The organism is Enterobacter cloacae, assembly GCF_013375935.1.
In the GTDB taxonomy this organism is placed as follows: Bacteria; Pseudomonadota; Gammaproteobacteria; order Enterobacterales; family Enterobacteriaceae; genus Enterobacter; species Enterobacter pasteurii.
Window position 1 is genome coordinate 3130682 of the sequence record NZ_CP056117.1, and the last position, 15715, is coordinate 3146396.

Consider the following 15715-nt stretch of genomic DNA (forward strand, 5'->3'; position numbering starts at 1 on the left):
AGTTTCTCACAAATAGAATTAATACGCCCAAACGTGCAAAGCAAAGGGGTGGCAAAGAATGCAATGCAGCAGCACGAGGTGCTTGCGAAGCTTAAGCACGTAAATAACACGGCGCGCGAGAATTTTATTACTCAACCTCATGACGAAACGCTTGCTCGTGACGCCCTGCGCTCTGAAATTCAATTAGGCGTTCCGGTCAAACTGCATAATGCCAGCCTGACCTATAACGGGACGCGAGCAAGGGATCTTATCGGATTCATATCTGAACAGGTGAAGGAGCACGGCACGCCGGCGGATAAAGAAAAGCTGGACAGCGTAAGCAACAAGCTGGCGAATCTGGCCGGGCGCGAGAAGGATGAGAAAAAAATCGCCGGTCAGCTTGATGACCTGGTGTCTAAATTTGCCCGGCGCTCAGGTGAAAAGTTCATTAATAACTTTATGGAAACGTACTGCTATCCGGCATGGCTCAAGTATCACGAAAGCCAGGGCATTGACGTAAAGGATAAAGAGACGTTTAACGAACAGCTAAATGCCTGCAGCACCGTTTTAAACAGGCGTCTGGATGTGATGAGCGAGCCGGGTAAGCCATGGGAATTGCTGACTCAGAACATGAGCATGCTGATAGACGAATGCGCGGCCGTCTCAAAGGCGCTGATCAGGCATGACTTCGATGCACCGCCCGCTGATGCTCATTCCGAAAAGCCTGCGACAACGCCGGAAGCGGTAAAAGCCACGCCGGATGGCCGGAGATACGATATTCACGGTGGAGCAGATAAGGGCGGCGTAACGCTTCACATTAATAATTCTAACTCGAACCGCAACGGCGACATTTCGAATGCCCCGGTGTATCCGGGTGGAAATCCTGCTGTCGTCGATCCCCACACCAGAAGGCTCGAAATCGTCGAGAAGCTAAACATTAGCCCGAAGGAAAAGTATGAGTTAGCCAGGCGCATCATCGACGGTTGTTATGGTTCACGCGTAATAGATCATATCGAAAGCGTAAGGGTAGGGAATCAAGAAAACGTAACCGAACAGCCTCAGGTCATTCCGCCTTTCGCTCAGCAGAGCGAGGATCGGCCCGTCGATGATAGCGTGAACACGCGCGCTGACGACGTTGATTCCCGGAGGACAGGAGCACGCGCGCAGGATCCGGATGAGCGGAGCCCGGATTCAACCCGGAACGTCTCTACCACTGCGCCGGAAACAGCGCCGCCAGTGGAAGGGACCCGTACTCGCCCACAGGATGAGCAGCGGTCGGCAGCTGCCACGCGCAGCGTAGCAAATCAAACGGCAGTAACCATTCCTGCCGGTGAAAATAAAACGTCCCAGATCTACACCACTGAGCGAACGCTGAACCAGTGGAGCAGACGTGACCCTGTGAAGGTAAATCACTTTGTGCCGATGAATAAGCCAGTGGAGGCGTTCCCCACCCTGAAGCCGGTGAATGGTCTTCGTCCGACAGCATCGCCGACGCCCGGACAAACTGCGGCGCAGCCGCCCGTGGACGAATCAATGAGATCGACCAGTGACGTATTGCGCTCCGGAACGACGGTTCGCCAGACGCTACAGGTCACGTCTTCATACTTGCCTGAGCCCAGCGTTGCCGAACTTGTCACCCTGAACGATTTGGGTCAAGAGGAGCCGCCAGTCTCCTCGTCCGTGGACGAAGCGGATGGTCGCATACAGAATGCCGCTCGCCGTGGTGCACGCGAGGCTGGAGATGTGCGTGAAGCAAGGCCGGAAGAGCCGGGCAGCGGGCATCAGACTGCCGCAGCGGATGCGTCAGGCATTCCGTCGCCGCAGGTGAGTGCCGCAAATCCATTTAGCATCGCTGATCGGATCAGGTATTTCGAAGAGGCCCAGAAGATCGGGGCACAGCCAGCGTCTGCCAGAGTATCCCGACCGACCAGCAGCACCGCCCCGGGCCATGTGTACTCCACGATTAGAACGCGCAGCCAGTGGAATTTTGACGTTCCTGAACCAAAATCCTTCGTTCCAAGGAATACCGAGGCGTCGACATCCGGCACCGTGCGCCGTGGCGACGCGACAAAAGGCAGCGTGACGGACACGAACCCGACTGGAGAGTACGGCGATGAGTAATATGGTGGTGGATAACCATGCAGAATCGTTGGTCGCTAACCTTATTTACCAGGTGAACGGCGTGCTGCCTAAGGATATTTCATTACACCATAGCCTTGTGAATGACCTGCTTATGGATTCGATTGAGCTGATCGATCTGCTTATGCGCCTTGAGGAAATTGGCGTCGCGATTCATGAGTCTGAAATAACGAGCGAGCTGACTGTGGGGGATATTGTCACGCACGTGGCGTCAATTCACTGATTTCTTTTTTCACAGTCGCCACTTTCTCCTGGTGGCGACGTTTCACATTAACTAAAGGTATATTTATGGCTACCATGTCAATTAACTCCGGCTTTGAGCCGAGAAAAATAGATCATAGCATTTTACATTCCGTGACGACCGCCGTGAGTGATGGTCTGAGAACGATTAAGCGAGGCTTTCTTTCCTGTCTGGAATGTGTTGCAAATTCGCTGGAAACGATGGGCAGGTCCGTTCAGTCCGGACTGCGGCATGTTGCCTCGGCGATAAGCTCGCTTGTGCCGAATAAGAGTAAGACCGCAGGTAACCCGAAACTGAATAATATCCAACCGGCTGCGGCTGAAGAGCTACGTTTGGCCATGACGGAACGCATGGATAAAAATCCTGATTATATGGTGGGTATGTTCAGAGAAAGCCTCGAGCTGGATAAAATTCGGACGATCAACGCCGCGCTGAAGCAGCCGGGAAAGATGGCGGATGCTATCCGTAGCGGTGATATTTCGGGCACAAACGCGGCGGTTTGCGTCAAGCGCTGGCTGGGTGAAACGGTCGGTGAAAATAAGCTCACGGCGGTAGAAATCGAGAGTCTTAATAAATTCAAAGATGATCCGCAGGCCGTGCAAACGCTGGTCTCCAGCCGGTTTGGCGCTGATGCACAGCGTTACGATGTCTTCTGCTCATTACTTTCCGTTCCTCAGCGATATAAAGAGATTTGCTATGCAGAAGGGGTAGATAATAAGTCGCCCTATAATCTCACCGTACTAACGAACGCGGGATTGCCGCTGCAGATCTTTTCGCATGAAGCCTATATGCGTGATCCAGCGAAATGCAATGACGCTTTGTTTGTCCTGATGGAGCATTGCTCCAGATAGTCTTTGATTTAATAACACAAGGCGCCGCTGCGTGCGCCTTTTTATGATTCAGCAATTTGAAACGGGCGGACAGGTGCAAATTATTTCTAATGATAACTATTTTATCGGGGGGCTGAAGGTTATCGCAGAAGAGATGCCGGCTGTGAATACCCGCCATCTCGTCATTTTTGATACCGGGTTGCGCTCGGCATATATTTTTGATTCTGGCGAACTGCAAAGGAACAAAATATTCGATCCTTACAGCGCGTTGCTGCACTGCCGCAGTTTTTATTTTAAGCGTGATGTTTCTCTGGAGACATATGCCTTTTATCTGTCTGGCCATCGGGTTAATACTCTGGGGAGACCGCACTTAACCGAGAGAGAGAAATGGGCGATTAGGGTGATGTGCGAAGAAACCGATGCTGATGACAAGGCCAGGTTGCGCCGTATGAACCGAAAAACCTATAGCTCGCATAAGGTAAAGGCTCTTGGTAAGCTTGGCATCAGTAATGCGCTCACGCTTTATTCGCTGCTGCGGGTGTGGAAGGATAATTGGCCCGCCCTTTGCCCGGAGAGCCCGCGGGATGGGGAGCCTTCCCGATACAGGCCTGTAAACGTGGTGGCTAGAGTAGCTAACTTGTAAAAAAAATCCACGCAGTGGCGTGGATTTTATATTTTGGCTTCTATATGAGGCAGCGAAGATCCCCACAAAGCGCCGTTTTATCTTTTAGACGTTAAACAAGAAGTTCATTACATCGCCATCTTTAACGATATAATCTTTCCCTTCCGCACGCATCTTGCCCGCTTCCTTCGCGCCTTGTTCACCCTTGTAGGTGATGAAGTCTTCAAACGCGATAGTCTGCGCACGAATAAAGCCTTTCTCGAAGTCGGTGTGGATCTTACCGGCCGCCTGAGGCGCAGTTGCACCCACAGGGATGGTCCATGCACGCACTTCCTTCACGCCAGCGGTGAAGTAGGTCTGCAGGTTCAGCAGCTCATAGCCCGCGCGGATCACGCGGTTCAGGCCCGGCTCTTCCAGACCCAGCTCGGCCATGAACTCTTCACGGTCGGCATCGTCCAGCTCGGCGATATCGGATTCAACGGCAGCGCACACGGCAACAACCACAGAACCTTCAGCCGCCGCGATTTCACGCACTTTGTCGAGGTACGGGTTGTTCTCGAAACCGTCTTCGTTAACGTTGGCGATGTACATGGTTGGCTTCAGGGTCAGGAAGCTCAGGTATTTGATCGCCGCTTTGTCTTCTTCAGTCAGGTTTTTCAGCGCGCGCAGCATGCCCGCGTTTTCCAGCTGTGGCAGACATTTTTCCAGCGCAGCCAGCTCCGCTTTCGCGTCTTTATCGCCGCCTTTGGCTTTCTTCTGCACGCGGTGAATGGCGCGTTCGCAGGTATCGAGGTCAGAAAGCGCCAGCTCGGTATTGATAACGTCGATGTCGTCGGCCGGATCCACTTTGTTGTTAACGTGGATGATGTTGTCGTTTTCGAAGCAGCGCACCACGTGACCGATCGCTTCGGTTTCACGAATGTTGGTCAGGAACTGGTTGCCCAGGCCTTCACCTTTGGATGCGCCTTTTACCAGGCCCGCGATGTCCACGAACTCCATGGTGGTCGGCAGAATGCGCTGCGGCTTCACGATTTCCGCGAGCTGGTCCAGACGCGGGTCGGGCATTGGTACAACGCCGGTGTTCGGTTCAATGGTACAGAACGGGAAGTTCGCCGCTTCGATACCCGCTTTGGTAAGCGCGTTAAACAGGGTGGATTTGCCCACGTTTGGCAGACCGACGATACCGCATTTGAATCCCATTTCTAAATCACCTTAATATCTTGATAATCAATCCGTTAGTGATAACCGATTGAAGAAAAGTAAATAACTACGCCTATTATACACGTAACCCGCACAGCGCGCGGTAAAAAAGCCGCAGGAGGCCGACTATTGCGCTTTAAAAGCGTGTAGTCGGTTTGTGGCTTTCGTTAAGCCGTCCTGTAGCCAAATCTCGGTGCAACGCGCCGCTTCGTCCACCGCTTCGTCAATGAGCTTCTGCTCAGAAACCGGGGGCTTACCCAACACAAAGCCGACAACTTTGTTTTTATCGCCCGGATGGCCAATTCCGACGCGCAAACGGTGGAAATTGGGGTTATTACCCAGCTTGCTGATAATGTCTTTCAGCCCATTGTGGCCACCGTGGCCACCACCCAGCTTAAACTTTGCCACGCCTGGTGGGAGATCCAGTTCGTCGTGGGCTACCAGAATCTCATCCGGATTGATGCGATAGAACGTTGCCATGGCCGCCACGGCTTTGCCGCTCAGATTCATAAAGGTGGTTGGCACCAGCAGCCGCACGTCAGCCCCCGCAAGGTTGATGCGCGAGGTATACCCGTAAAACTTCGGTTCTTCACGCAGGGGAGCGCGCAAACGCTCTGCCAGCAGATCGACATACCAGGCACCGGCATTATGGCGGGTTGCCGCGTACTCTGCGCCCGGGTTGGCGAGGCCGACAATCAGTTTAATCGTCACGTTTTACTTCCTAATGGGTTCCAGATCTGGCGCGTAGTTTACTGTCTGGCGCGCCGCTTGACAAAATTCTGGCTGCCGCATCTTGAAATGCGAATAATTACTTACCTGAACAATTAGAATTTCAAGCTGTTCAATACCTTATTTGTAAATTTTTGTCGGGCAGTTATCTGTAAATGTGATCATTCACGCAACTCATATAAGAGCTGTTGTCTATACTTTACACACAAGGAGAAGGGGCTTTTCCCCTGACAACCCAAAGTTCCGGAGGTGACATATGAAACGCAAAAACGCTTCAATGCTCGGTAACGTGCTAATGGGGTTGGGACTGTTCGTGATGGTCGCCGGTGTCGGTTATTCAATTTTAAACCAACTACCGCAGCTTGACCTTCCACAATACTTTGCGCATGGCGCGGTGCTGAGCATCTTCCTCGGTGCGGTATTGTGGCTCGCCGGGGCGCGCGTGAGCGGACATGAGGAAGTATGCGATAAATACTGGTGGGTGCGCCATTACGATAAACGATGCCGCCGCGACCAGCATAAGCACGGCTAGTGCCCAATAAAGAACACCGAAACGACTCCATCTGGGGTCGTTTTTTTTGCATGACGCATTGACCCTCACGTAACGTAAGGCTTCAGAGTAGCGACACTGGCAGAACAAAAGGAGCCGTTATGTTAATTCAGGTGGGTGAACTGGCGAAGCGCGCCGGGATCACCGTGCGGACATTGCATCACTATGAGCAAACAGGGTTGCTGTTGCCTTCTGCCAGAAGCGCGGCAGGCTACCGGCTTTATAACCTGGCGGACGTGCAGCGTCTGCATATGATCCAGACGCTGGCGAAAGCGGGTCTGGAGCTTGCCGAAATAAGGGAGTTTCTGGAACAGGGATCGCTGTCGTTAACCGAGCTACTCGATGGACAAATCACTCTGCTGGACAAGCAGCTACGCAGCATCCATACGCTGCGCGACCGGCTGGTGGAATTGCGTACCGGGCTTAACGACGATGCGACGCCGGATCTGGAATCCTGGCTACAGACTCTGGAGTTAATGAATATGTACGATCGCTGGTTTAGCAAAGAAGAATTACAGCAGCTGCCGTTTGCGGTGGAGAAAGAGGCGCTGGCGGATATCTGGTCCGGTCTGGTCAATGAGGCCAAAAAAATGCTGGAACAACACGTCGACGTCAGGGATCCGCAGGCGATTGATTTGGCGTCGCGCTGGATGGAGCGCCTGGAGAAGGATACCGCAGGCAGGCCGGAATTCCTGACCCGGCTCAACGAGATGCACAGCGTTGAGCCGCAGATGCAGGAGCAAACCGGCATCACGCCGGAGATGACTGATTACATCACGCGGGCGTTTGCCGAATCAAAGCTCAGCATCTGGGAGAAGTATCTCTCTGCTGAGGAGATGGCTTTTACCCGGGCGCATTACTTTGACCGCATGATGGAGTGGCCGCCGCTGGTGGCGAAGCTGCACAGGGCGCAGCGCGAACGGCTCGACCCCGCATCGGACGGTGCGCAACAGCTGGCAGAAACCTGGCTGGCGCTGTTCCAGTCATACGCAGGAACAAACCCGGAGACGCAGCAAAAGTTTCGTATCGCCATGCAGCAGGAGCCGCATCTGATGAAAGGTACGTGGATGACGCCTGCCGTGCTTGAATGGCTCCAGCAGGCGATAGGGGTGATGATGCAGAGACGCTTCTCTGCATCACGTGACTCACAGATCCGCTAATGCGGCTTCCCGGTTAGGGTAGAAGGACAACCGGCCAGGGATAGGCTGGATGCCCGCGCGCGCCATGGTGCGCAGCGGCTGAAATTCAAGATTGCTTATCCGCAGCTCGCAGCCTGCCGGCAGACGCGCAACAAAGCGCTGGAAGGCATCCAGACCGCCCGCATCCAGCACCGGGACGGCATCCCACTTCAGCACCACAATCCGTTTACCCGCGATGCGGGATTCCAGGTCGCTGAACAACCCTTCCGCGGCAGCAAAGAACAGGGGGCCGATCACGCGCAACACCAGCACATCGTCAGGCACCTCAGCGTTAACCGGCGAGAGACGTGTCATCTGCGCAATACGGCGCATAAACAGCAGCGAGGCCAGCACAATGCCGACGCTGATGGCGATAACCATATCGAACAGCACGGTCAGCGACATGCAGATTAGCATCACGATGATGTCGTCTTTCGGCGCGCGACGCAGCAGGTTAACCACCTTATGCGCCTCGCTCATGTTCCAGGCCACCATCAGCAGCAGGGCGGCCATGGCGGAGAGCGGAAGCCACGAAAGCAGCGGGGCAAGGATCAGCAGTGCCATAATCACCAGCAGGGAGTGAATGACCGCAGATACCGGGGACGTTGCCCCCGCGCGCACGTTCGCGGCGGAGCGGGCAATCGCCGCCGTAGCCGTTATTCCGCCGAAGAAGGGCGCGACGATATTGCCTAAGCCCTGGCCGACCAGCTCACCGTTGGCTTTATGTTTGGTGCCGGTCATGCCGTCCAGCACCACGGCGCAGAGCAGGGATTCAATGGCTCCCAGCATCGCCATGGAGAACGCGGCGGGCAGCAGGGCGCGAAGGGAATCCCAGCTTAAGGTGAAGCTGGAGCCGGGTATATTCCACGGCAGCACCAGCTGCGGCAGCAGCTGCGGGATCCCGTTGCCCTGTGAGCCGTCCGCCAGAACGTAGTGGAACTGGGAACCAATGGTGGCGACCTGTCCGCCGAGCAGGTTGACGATGCCCATCACCGCGCAGCCCAGCAGCAGGGCGGGCAGGTGCCCCGGAAGGCGAATGCCCAGGCGAGGCCAGACGATCAGCGTGCCGAGGGTAACGATGCCGATAGCCGCGTCGCCCAGGTTGGCCGTCGGCAGCGCCATAAACAGCGCGCTCACTTTCTGCAAATAGTGCTCCGGAACGTGCGCCATCTCCAGGCCGAGGAAGTCCTTGATCTGCATGGTCCCGATGGTAATACCAATACCCGAGGTGAACCCCAGCGTCACGGAAAGGGGAATATATTCAATCAGCCGTCCAAAGCGGGCCAGACCGAACAGAATTAAAAAGACGCCGGACATCGGGGTGGCAACCAGCAGGCCTGCCAGACCAAACTGTTGGGAAACCGGATAGAGGATCACAACAAAGGCGGCGGTCGGGCCGGAAACGCTGAAGCGGGACCCGCCCGTCAGCGCAATCACAATCCCGGCAACCGCCGACGTGTAAAGGCCGTACTGCGGCGCGACGCCGCTGCCAATCGCCAGCGCCATCGCCAGCGGGATGGCAATGATCCCGACGGTGATACCGGCAATCAGGTCACGGACAAAGCGTGACGAGGTGTATTTCTCTTTCCAGCAGGCGTCGATGAGGGCGCGAAAGGGCAGAACATGTGAGGAGGTTACGTTTTTCACAATTATCTATCATCCGTGTGCGCATCATCTGTCATATAAATGGCAGGTGAAGGAGGCATTAATCATTGCTCGTCATACTTCGCGCTGCAGATGCGTTGGCTGCGCTCATTCACCCCAGTCACTTACTTTAAGTAAGCTCCTGGGATTCATTCACTTGCCGCCTTCCTGCAAAACGAATTATTTAGAGCATTAATACATAACAGAAACAAAAAAACCCGCCGCAGCGGGTTTTTTGGCCGTGTTCGATTAGTGTTCGAACATTGCTGAGATGGATTCTTCGTTGCTGATACGACGAATCGCTTCGGCCAGCATCCCGGACAGGGTCAGGGTACGCACGTTTGGCAGTGCCTTGATCTCGTCGCTCAGAGGGATGGTATCGCAAACCACAACTTCGTCGATAACGGAGTTGCGGAGATTATTCACCGCATTACCGGAGAAGATCGGGTGAGTTGCGTAAGCGAATACGCGTTTTGCACCACGCTCTTTCAGCGCTTCTGCTGCTTTACACAGCGTACCGCCGGTGTCGATCATGTCGTCAACCAGCACGCAGTCGCGGCCAGCCACGTCACCGATGATGTGCATCACCTGGGAAACGTTAGCGCGCGGACGGCGTTTGTCGATGATCGCCATGTCGGTATCGTTCAGCAGCTTCGCGATAGCACGAGCACGAACCACGCCGCCGATATCCGGAGAAACCACAATTGGGTTGTCCAGGTTCAGTTGAAGCATGTCTTCCAGCAGGATTGGGCTGCCGAATACGTTATCAACCGGAACGTCGAAGAAGCCCTGAATCTGCTCTGCGTGCAGGTCAACCGTCAGTACGCGGTCAACGCCGACGCTGGACAGGAAGTCAGCGACAACTTTAGCGGTGATTGGCACACGCGCGGAACGGACGCGACGGTCCTGGCGGGCATAACCAAAGTAAGGAATAACAGCAGTGATACGGCCTGCAGAAGCACGACGCAGGGCGTCGACCATAACAACCAGTTCCATCAGGTTGTCATTCGTTGGAGCACAGGTGGACTGGATGATGAAAATATCACCACCGCGTACATTTTCGTTAATTTGTACGCTGACTTCGCCGTCGCTAAAGCGACCTACAGCGGCGTCGCCGAGGGAAGTGTACAGGCGGTTGGCAATACGTTGTGCTAGTTCCGGGGTGGCGTTACCAGCAAAAAGCTTCATATCAGGCACGAGAAGAACCTCAGGCATGCGTCCAGTGGTGGATAGCGTCCGCCGCAAACTGCGGGGCCTAAGCGAATGCTATCCAGGCGGTGTATTAAAGAGCGCGATGCAACGTCTGGAACAGGGTGACGTTGTCACCGAAACTCAGTCTGCGCCAGAATGGCCTGCTGTAGGGGGGAGGTGTTCATCCCGCGCGCTACAAAACCATGCAGCCAAACCGGCGCTTGCTCAAGCACCTGACGGGCGGCGGACTCGGTGTCAAATTCAGCAAAGACACAGGCCCCTGTACCGGTCAGGCGCGACGGCGCGTATTCTAACAGCCAGGAAAGCACCGCATCAACCTCGCGAAAACGTTTTCTTGCGATATCCTCGCAATCGTTGCTGAATTCACAATTTAATAACGTTTCTATTGACCGTACCGGGGTATTTCTTTTCAGGTCAGGATCTTTAAAGATGACCGGGGTAGGAATACTCACTCCGGGATGCACAATCAGATACCATTTTTCCGGCGGGTCGACCGGCGTCAGAATTTCACCCACGCCTTCGGCAAACGCCGCGTGGCCGCGCACAAACACCGGTACATCCGCGCCCAGCGTCAACCCTAATGCTGCCAGCTCGTCTGTGGAAAGATCGCAGCCCCACAGGTGATTAAGGGCCACCAGCACGGTCGCGGCATTTGACGAACCGCCGCCGAGACCACCCCCCATCGGCAGGCGTTTCTCGATACGGATACCCGCCCCGCTTCCCGCGGGCAGACGACCGGACGCCGACGCTGCTTTCATCAGCAGGCGCGCGGCGCGTACGATGAGGTTATCGTCATGCTCCACGCCGTCGACGGGAGTCAGCAGGCAAATCTGACCGTCATGACGTGGCTCGATAAAGATCGTGTCGCCGTAATCGACAAACTGAAACAGCGTTTGCAGCGTGTGATAGCCGTCAGCGCGCTGCCCGGTGATATAGAGAAACAGGTTCAGTTTTGCGGGAGAGGGCCAGCGGGTCATCATTTAACGATCCAGTTGTCCATCTTCAGCTTGATGCGCTGGCTACCCTGCGTCAGCTCCATATTGGACGGCAGCGACGGCTGAGTCTTGCTGTCATAGGCGCTGTAAACCACTTTCCAGGTTTTACCGTTCTGGGTGTAGTTCACCTGGCTCAGACGGTATTGTTCGTCAAGCTTATAGTCGGTTGCATCACCCGGCAGGCCGAGGATCCACTGGCGCAGGCTGTTGAGCGGGATCGGCATCCCGGTTAGCTTGCCAATCATCTCTTCGGCATCGGTCGCGGTATAGTGCTGGCCTTTGTTATCGGTGATCTGCGCTTCGCCCGGTTTCGCGATAAGCTCCAGCTCGGTGCTGCCCAGCGGGTTCAGCAGCAGCAGGCGATAGTTGTCCTGGCCCGTCTGCTGCCAGAAAAAGCGTGCATAAACCTTTTGCTCGTCAGAGAGATAGGCAAACGCGCCGCGGGTCTGGTACTGGCTTAATTTCAGCACGTCCTGCTGGTGCTGACGCCACTGCGGTGAGTCAGGGCTTTTGCCCGGGCCTTTCGGCTGATGAACGGAACAGGCGGTCAGAACGAGGGCCGCCAGAGGCAGCAGGCGAATCATTCGGGTCATAATGATGACAAATCCTTGAGATACGTTGCAGTTATTAGTGTTAATGCTAGCGTTGAAGGGGGGGCATCGTCTACGTTCAAATTATCTCAAAGCGCTATATAACCTATTACTCCGAAAGGGTGCAGTCTCTTTTATTGATCTCGCGCATCCTGTATGATGCGTCCTGCTAACCTTATTAACGCTGGTACTACTCCCGCTCAACATGACCCTATTAGCACTCGGCATTAACCACAAAACGGCCCCGGTTTCGCTGCGAGAACGCGTTACGTTTTCGCCGGATACGCTCGACCTGGCGCTGGACAGCCTGCTCGCACAGCCGATGGTGCAGGGTGGCGTGGTGCTGTCGACGTGCAACCGTACCGAGCTTTACTTGAGCGTAGAGGAGCAGGACAACCTGCACGACGCGCTGATCCGCTGGCTCTGCGATTACCACAACCTCAACGAGGAAGAGCTGCGCAACAGCCTGTACTGGCATCAGGATAACGATGCGGTCAGCCATCTTATGCGCGTCGCGAGCGGTCTGGATTCGCTGGTGCTCGGCGAGCCGCAGATCCTCGGCCAGGTGAAAAAAGCCTTTGCGGATTCCCAGAAAGGGCATCTGAAAGCCAGCGAACTGGAGCGTATGTTCCAGAAGTCGTTCTCCGTGGCCAAGCGTGTGCGAACCGAAACCGACATTGGTGCCAGTGCGGTTTCGGTTGCCTTCGCGGCCTGTACGCTCGCCCGTCAAATCTTTGAGTCGCTGTCGACCGTCACGGTGCTGCTGGTGGGGGCTGGTGAAACCATCGAGCTGGTGGCGCGCCATCTTCGCGAACACAAAGTGAAGAAGATGATTATCGCCAACCGTACCCGCGAGCGTGCGCAGGCGCTGGCAGATGAAGTGGGCGCTGAGGTGATTGCCCTGAGCGACATCGATGAACGCCTGAAAGAGGCCGACATTATTATCAGCTCTACCGCGAGCCCGCTGCCGATTATCGGCAAAGGGATGGTCGAACGTGCGCTGAAGTCTCGCCGAAATCAGCCGATGCTGCTGGTGGATATCGCCGTTCCGCGCGATGTTGAACCGGAAGTGGGCAAGCTCGCGAACGCCTACCTTTACAGCGTTGACGATCTGCAAAGCATCATTTCGCACAACCTTGCCCAGCGTAAAGCGGCGGCGGTGCAGGCGGAAACCATCGTTGAGCAGGAAACCAGCGAATTTATGGCCTGGCTGCGCGCGCAAAGCGTCAGCGAGACCATCCGCGAGTACCGCGGTCAGGCGGAGCAGGTGCGTGATGACCTGACGGCCAAAGCGCTCGCGGCGCTTGAACAGGGCGGCGACGCGCAGGCAATTATGCAGGATCTGGCCTGGAAGCTGACCAACCGACTGATCCATGCTCCAACCAAATCTCTTCAGCAGGCTGCCCGTGACGGGGATGATGAACGCCTGACTATTCTGCGCAACAGCCTCGGGCTGGAATAGCGCCCTATACCCATTTTCTATGACAAGGTGCATTTACGCCTATGAAGCCTTCTATCGTCGCTAAACTGGAAGCTCTGCACGAGCGCCATGAAGAAGTACAGGCGCTGCTCGGCGATGCCGGGACCATTGCCGACCAGGAACGTTTTCGCGCGCTGTCGCGTGAATACGCGCAGTTAAGTGATGTTTCAAAATGCTTTACCGACTGGCAACAGGTTCAGGAAGATATCGAAACCGCGCAGATGATGCTCGACGATCCTGAAATGCGCGAGATGGCGCAGGAAGAGCTGCAGGATGCCAAAGCGCGTTCAGAGGAGATGGAGCAGCAGCTTCAGGTGCTTCTGCTGCCGAAAGATCCGGATGACGAACGTAACGCCTTCGTGGAAGTGCGCGCCGGTACCGGCGGCGACGAAGCCGCGCTGTTTGCCGGGGATCTGTTCCGTATGTACAGCCGTTATGCAGAGTCCCGCCGCTGGCGCGTGGAGATCATGAGCGCCAATGAAGGCGAGCACGGCGGCTATAAAGAGGTGATCGCCAAGATCAGCGGTGACGGCGTCTATGGCCGACTGAAGTTTGAATCCGGCGGCCATCGCGTGCAGCGCGTGCCGGCCACCGAGTCGCAGGGACGCATCCACACCTCTGCCTGTACGGTGGCGGTGATGCCTGAGCTGCCGGAAGCGGAACTGCCGGATATCAACCCGGCGGACCTGCGTATCGACACCTTCCGCTCCTCCGGGGCGGGTGGTCAGCACGTTAACACCACCGATTCCGCCATCCGTATTACCCACCTGCCAACCGGCATTGTAGTGGAGTGTCAGGACGAACGTTCCCAGCACAAAAACAAAGCCAAGGCGCTGTCGGTGCTGGGTGCGCGCATTCACGCGGCGGAAATGGCTAAACGCCAGCAGGCGGAAGCCTCTACCCGCCGCAACCTGCTGGGCAGCGGCGACCGCAGCGATCGTAACCGCACCTATAACTTCCCTCAGGGCCGCGTGACCGACCACCGTATCAACCTGACGCTCTACCGTCTGGATGAGGCGATGGAAGGCAAGCTCGATATGCTGATTGAGCCTATCGTGCAGGAATACCAGGCCGACCAGCTGGCGGCGCTGTCCGAGCAGGATTAATGGATTTTCAACGCTGGCTACGCCATGCCGCCAGCGCGCTTTCTGCGGGTGAAAGCCCGAAGCGCGACGCCGAAATACTGCTGGAATACGTCACGGGCAAAGCCCGGACGTACCTGCTGGCGTTCGGTGAAACCATCCTGACCGCTGAACAGCTTTCGCAGCTGGAGTCGCTGCTTGCCCGCCGCAAAGCCGGCGAGCCGGTGGCGCATCTGGTAGGCGAACGCGAGTTCTGGTCACTTCCGCTGTACGTCTCAGCGGCCACGCTGATCCCGCGCCCGGACACCGAGTGTCTGGTGGAGCAGGCGCTGGCGCGATTACCGGCGCAGCCGTGCCGGATCCTCGATCTCGGAACGGGCACCGGCGCCATTGCGCTGGCGCTTGCCAGCGAGCGGCCGGACTGCACCGTGACGGCAGTGGACGTGATGCCTGATGCGGTCACTCTCGCGCTGCGCAACGTTGAGCGTCTGGGGCTTAGCAATGTTTCCGTTCTGCAAAGCAGCTGGTTTACCGCCCTTGAAGACCGCCTGTTCGACATGATTGTCAGCAATCCTCCCTACATTGACGAAAATGACCCGCATCTGGCGCAGGGCGACGTACGCTTTGAACCGCTGACGGCGCTGGTAGCCGCTAATCAGGGGCTTGCGGATCTCGATCATATTGTGACAACGTCACGGCAACATCTGCTTCCCGATGGCTGGCTGCTGGTGGAACATGGCTGGACGCAGGGGGAGGCGGTGCGGGCGCTGTTTACGCGTGCCGGCTATCGCATGGTGGAAACCTGTCGGGATTACGGCGGCAACGAGCGTCTTACGCTGGGGCAGCGGTCATGAGCCTGTTTACGCTGCTGATCTCCGTTCACCTGATTGCCGTTGCCCTGACCATCGGCTTTTTCATTGTCCGCTACTGGTGGCGCTACAGTAATAATCCGCTGATTAACGCCCGCTGGGTGCGCATCGCTCCGCACTGTATCGACACGGTGCTGTTTCTTTCCGGCGCCGGCTTAATGTGGAAGACCGGCTATCTGCCATTTACTGATAAAGGCGCATGGCTGACTGAAAAGCTGTTTGGCGTTATCATCTACATCGTTTTGGGTTTTATCGCGCTTGGGCGTCATCGTCCGCGCAGCCAGCAGACGGGTTTTATCGCCTTTCTGCTGGGTCTGGTGGTGCTGTACATCATCATTAAACTCGCCACCACAAGAATACCGTTACTGGGGTAAG

At 56.0% G+C, this 15715-nt stretch carries 16 protein-coding genes; 10 read left to right on the forward strand and 6 right to left on the reverse strand.

Annotation, left to right across the window (positions count from 1 at the left end; genetic code table 11):
- Positions 1-63: 63 nt before the first annotated feature.
- The 4 genes from HWQ14_RS14685 to HWQ14_RS14700 all read left to right on the forward strand — a co-directional run bounded on the left by HWQ14_RS14685 (position 64) and on the right by HWQ14_RS14700 (position 3832).
- The gene (locus HWQ14_RS14685) at positions 64-2100 is read left to right on the forward strand and encodes a hypothetical protein (protein ID WP_176610117.1); all 2037 of its coding nucleotides are present in this window, start codon (positions 64-66) and stop codon (positions 2098-2100) included.
- Positions 2093-2341, forward strand: coding sequence for an acyl carrier protein (locus HWQ14_RS14690; protein ID WP_126765224.1), 249 nt, complete (start codon positions 2093-2095; stop codon positions 2339-2341). Before HWQ14_RS14685 ends, HWQ14_RS14690 begins: the two co-directional genes overlap by 8 nt.
- A gap of 65 nt (positions 2342-2406) precedes the next feature.
- Entirely contained in the window at positions 2407-3210 is an 804-nt protein-coding gene (locus tag HWQ14_RS14695) for a hypothetical protein (RefSeq protein ID WP_176610118.1), read from the forward strand.
- Between the two features lie 43 nt (positions 3211-3253).
- Complete coding sequence (locus tag HWQ14_RS14700; protein ID WP_176610119.1) at positions 3254-3832, forward strand: hypothetical protein; 579 nt, start codon at positions 3254-3256, stop codon at positions 3830-3832.
- 84 nt (positions 3833-3916) lie between these two features.
- On the opposite strand, the gene ychF is transcribed toward HWQ14_RS14700, so the two are convergent.
- Together ychF and pth are read right to left on the reverse strand one after the other, a co-directional pair.
- Positions 3917-5011 (reverse strand): redox-regulated ATPase YchF, encoded by a 1095-nt coding sequence (gene ychF / locus HWQ14_RS14705; RefSeq protein ID WP_010432886.1) that lies wholly within the window; start codon positions 5009-5011, stop codon positions 3917-3919.
- A 126-nt stretch (positions 5012-5137) separates the two neighbouring features.
- The gene (pth, locus tag HWQ14_RS14710) at positions 5138-5722 is read right to left on the reverse strand and encodes an aminoacyl-tRNA hydrolase (RefSeq protein WP_006810922.1); all 585 of its coding nucleotides are present in this window, start codon (positions 5720-5722) and stop codon (positions 5138-5140) included.
- Between the two features lie 274 nt (positions 5723-5996).
- Between pth and ychH the strand changes: the two genes are divergently transcribed.
- Together ychH and HWQ14_RS14720 are read left to right on the forward strand one after the other, a co-directional pair.
- On the forward strand, positions 5997-6272 hold the full coding sequence (gene ychH, locus HWQ14_RS14715; protein WP_022648382.1) for a stress-induced protein YchH: 276 nt from the start codon (positions 5997-5999) through the stop codon (positions 6270-6272).
- 119 nt (positions 6273-6391) lie between these two features.
- Positions 6392-7450, forward strand: a complete 1059-nt coding sequence (locus HWQ14_RS14720; protein WP_176610120.1) for a MerR family transcriptional regulator — start codon at positions 6392-6394, stop codon at positions 7448-7450.
- Here HWQ14_RS14720 and dauA read toward each other — a convergent pair.
- The 4 genes from dauA to lolB all read right to left on the reverse strand — a co-directional run bounded on the left by dauA (position 7436) and on the right by lolB (position 11912).
- Entirely contained in the window at positions 7436-9115 is a 1680-nt protein-coding gene (dauA, locus tag HWQ14_RS14725; protein ID WP_176610121.1) for a C4-dicarboxylic acid transporter DauA, read from the reverse strand. The two genes, HWQ14_RS14720 and dauA, sit on opposite strands and share 15 nt — an antisense overlap.
- A gap of 246 nt (positions 9116-9361) precedes the next feature.
- Complete coding sequence (gene prs, locus HWQ14_RS14730) at positions 9362-10309, reverse strand: ribose-phosphate diphosphokinase (RefSeq protein ID WP_003856663.1); 948 nt, start codon at positions 10307-10309, stop codon at positions 9362-9364.
- A 125-nt stretch (positions 10310-10434) separates the two neighbouring features.
- On the reverse strand, positions 10435-11304 hold the full coding sequence (gene ispE / locus HWQ14_RS14735; RefSeq protein WP_176610122.1) for a 4-(cytidine 5'-diphospho)-2-C-methyl-D-erythritol kinase: 870 nt from the start codon (positions 11302-11304) through the stop codon (positions 10435-10437).
- A complete protein-coding gene (lolB, locus tag HWQ14_RS14740; protein WP_148419604.1) occupies positions 11301-11912 on the reverse strand; it encodes a lipoprotein insertase outer membrane protein LolB in 612 nt (203 codons plus the stop codon). Before lolB ends, ispE begins: the two co-directional genes overlap by 4 nt.
- A gap of 202 nt (positions 11913-12114) precedes the next feature.
- Between lolB and hemA the strand changes: the two genes are divergently transcribed.
- Genes hemA through sirB2 form a run of 4 tightly spaced genes read left to right on the forward strand, consistent with a single transcriptional unit; the run spans position 12115 to position 15714 of the window.
- Positions 12115-13371, forward strand: coding sequence for a glutamyl-tRNA reductase (gene hemA, locus HWQ14_RS14745; protein WP_148419605.1), 1257 nt, complete (start codon positions 12115-12117; stop codon positions 13369-13371).
- Positions 13372-13412: 41 nt separating this feature from the next.
- Complete coding sequence (gene prfA / locus HWQ14_RS14750; protein ID WP_148419606.1) at positions 13413-14495, forward strand: peptide chain release factor 1; 1083 nt, start codon at positions 13413-13415, stop codon at positions 14493-14495.
- The gene (prmC, locus tag HWQ14_RS14755) at positions 14495-15325 is read left to right on the forward strand and encodes a peptide chain release factor N(5)-glutamine methyltransferase (RefSeq protein ID WP_176610123.1); all 831 of its coding nucleotides are present in this window, start codon (positions 14495-14497) and stop codon (positions 15323-15325) included. Before prfA ends, prmC begins: the two co-directional genes overlap by 1 nt.
- Positions 15322-15714, forward strand: coding sequence for an invasion regulator SirB2 (sirB2, locus tag HWQ14_RS14760; RefSeq protein WP_176610124.1), 393 nt, complete (start codon positions 15322-15324; stop codon positions 15712-15714). The genes prmC and sirB2 overlap by 4 nt, the downstream gene beginning before the upstream one ends.
- The last annotated feature ends 1 nt before the right edge of the window (position 15715 follow it).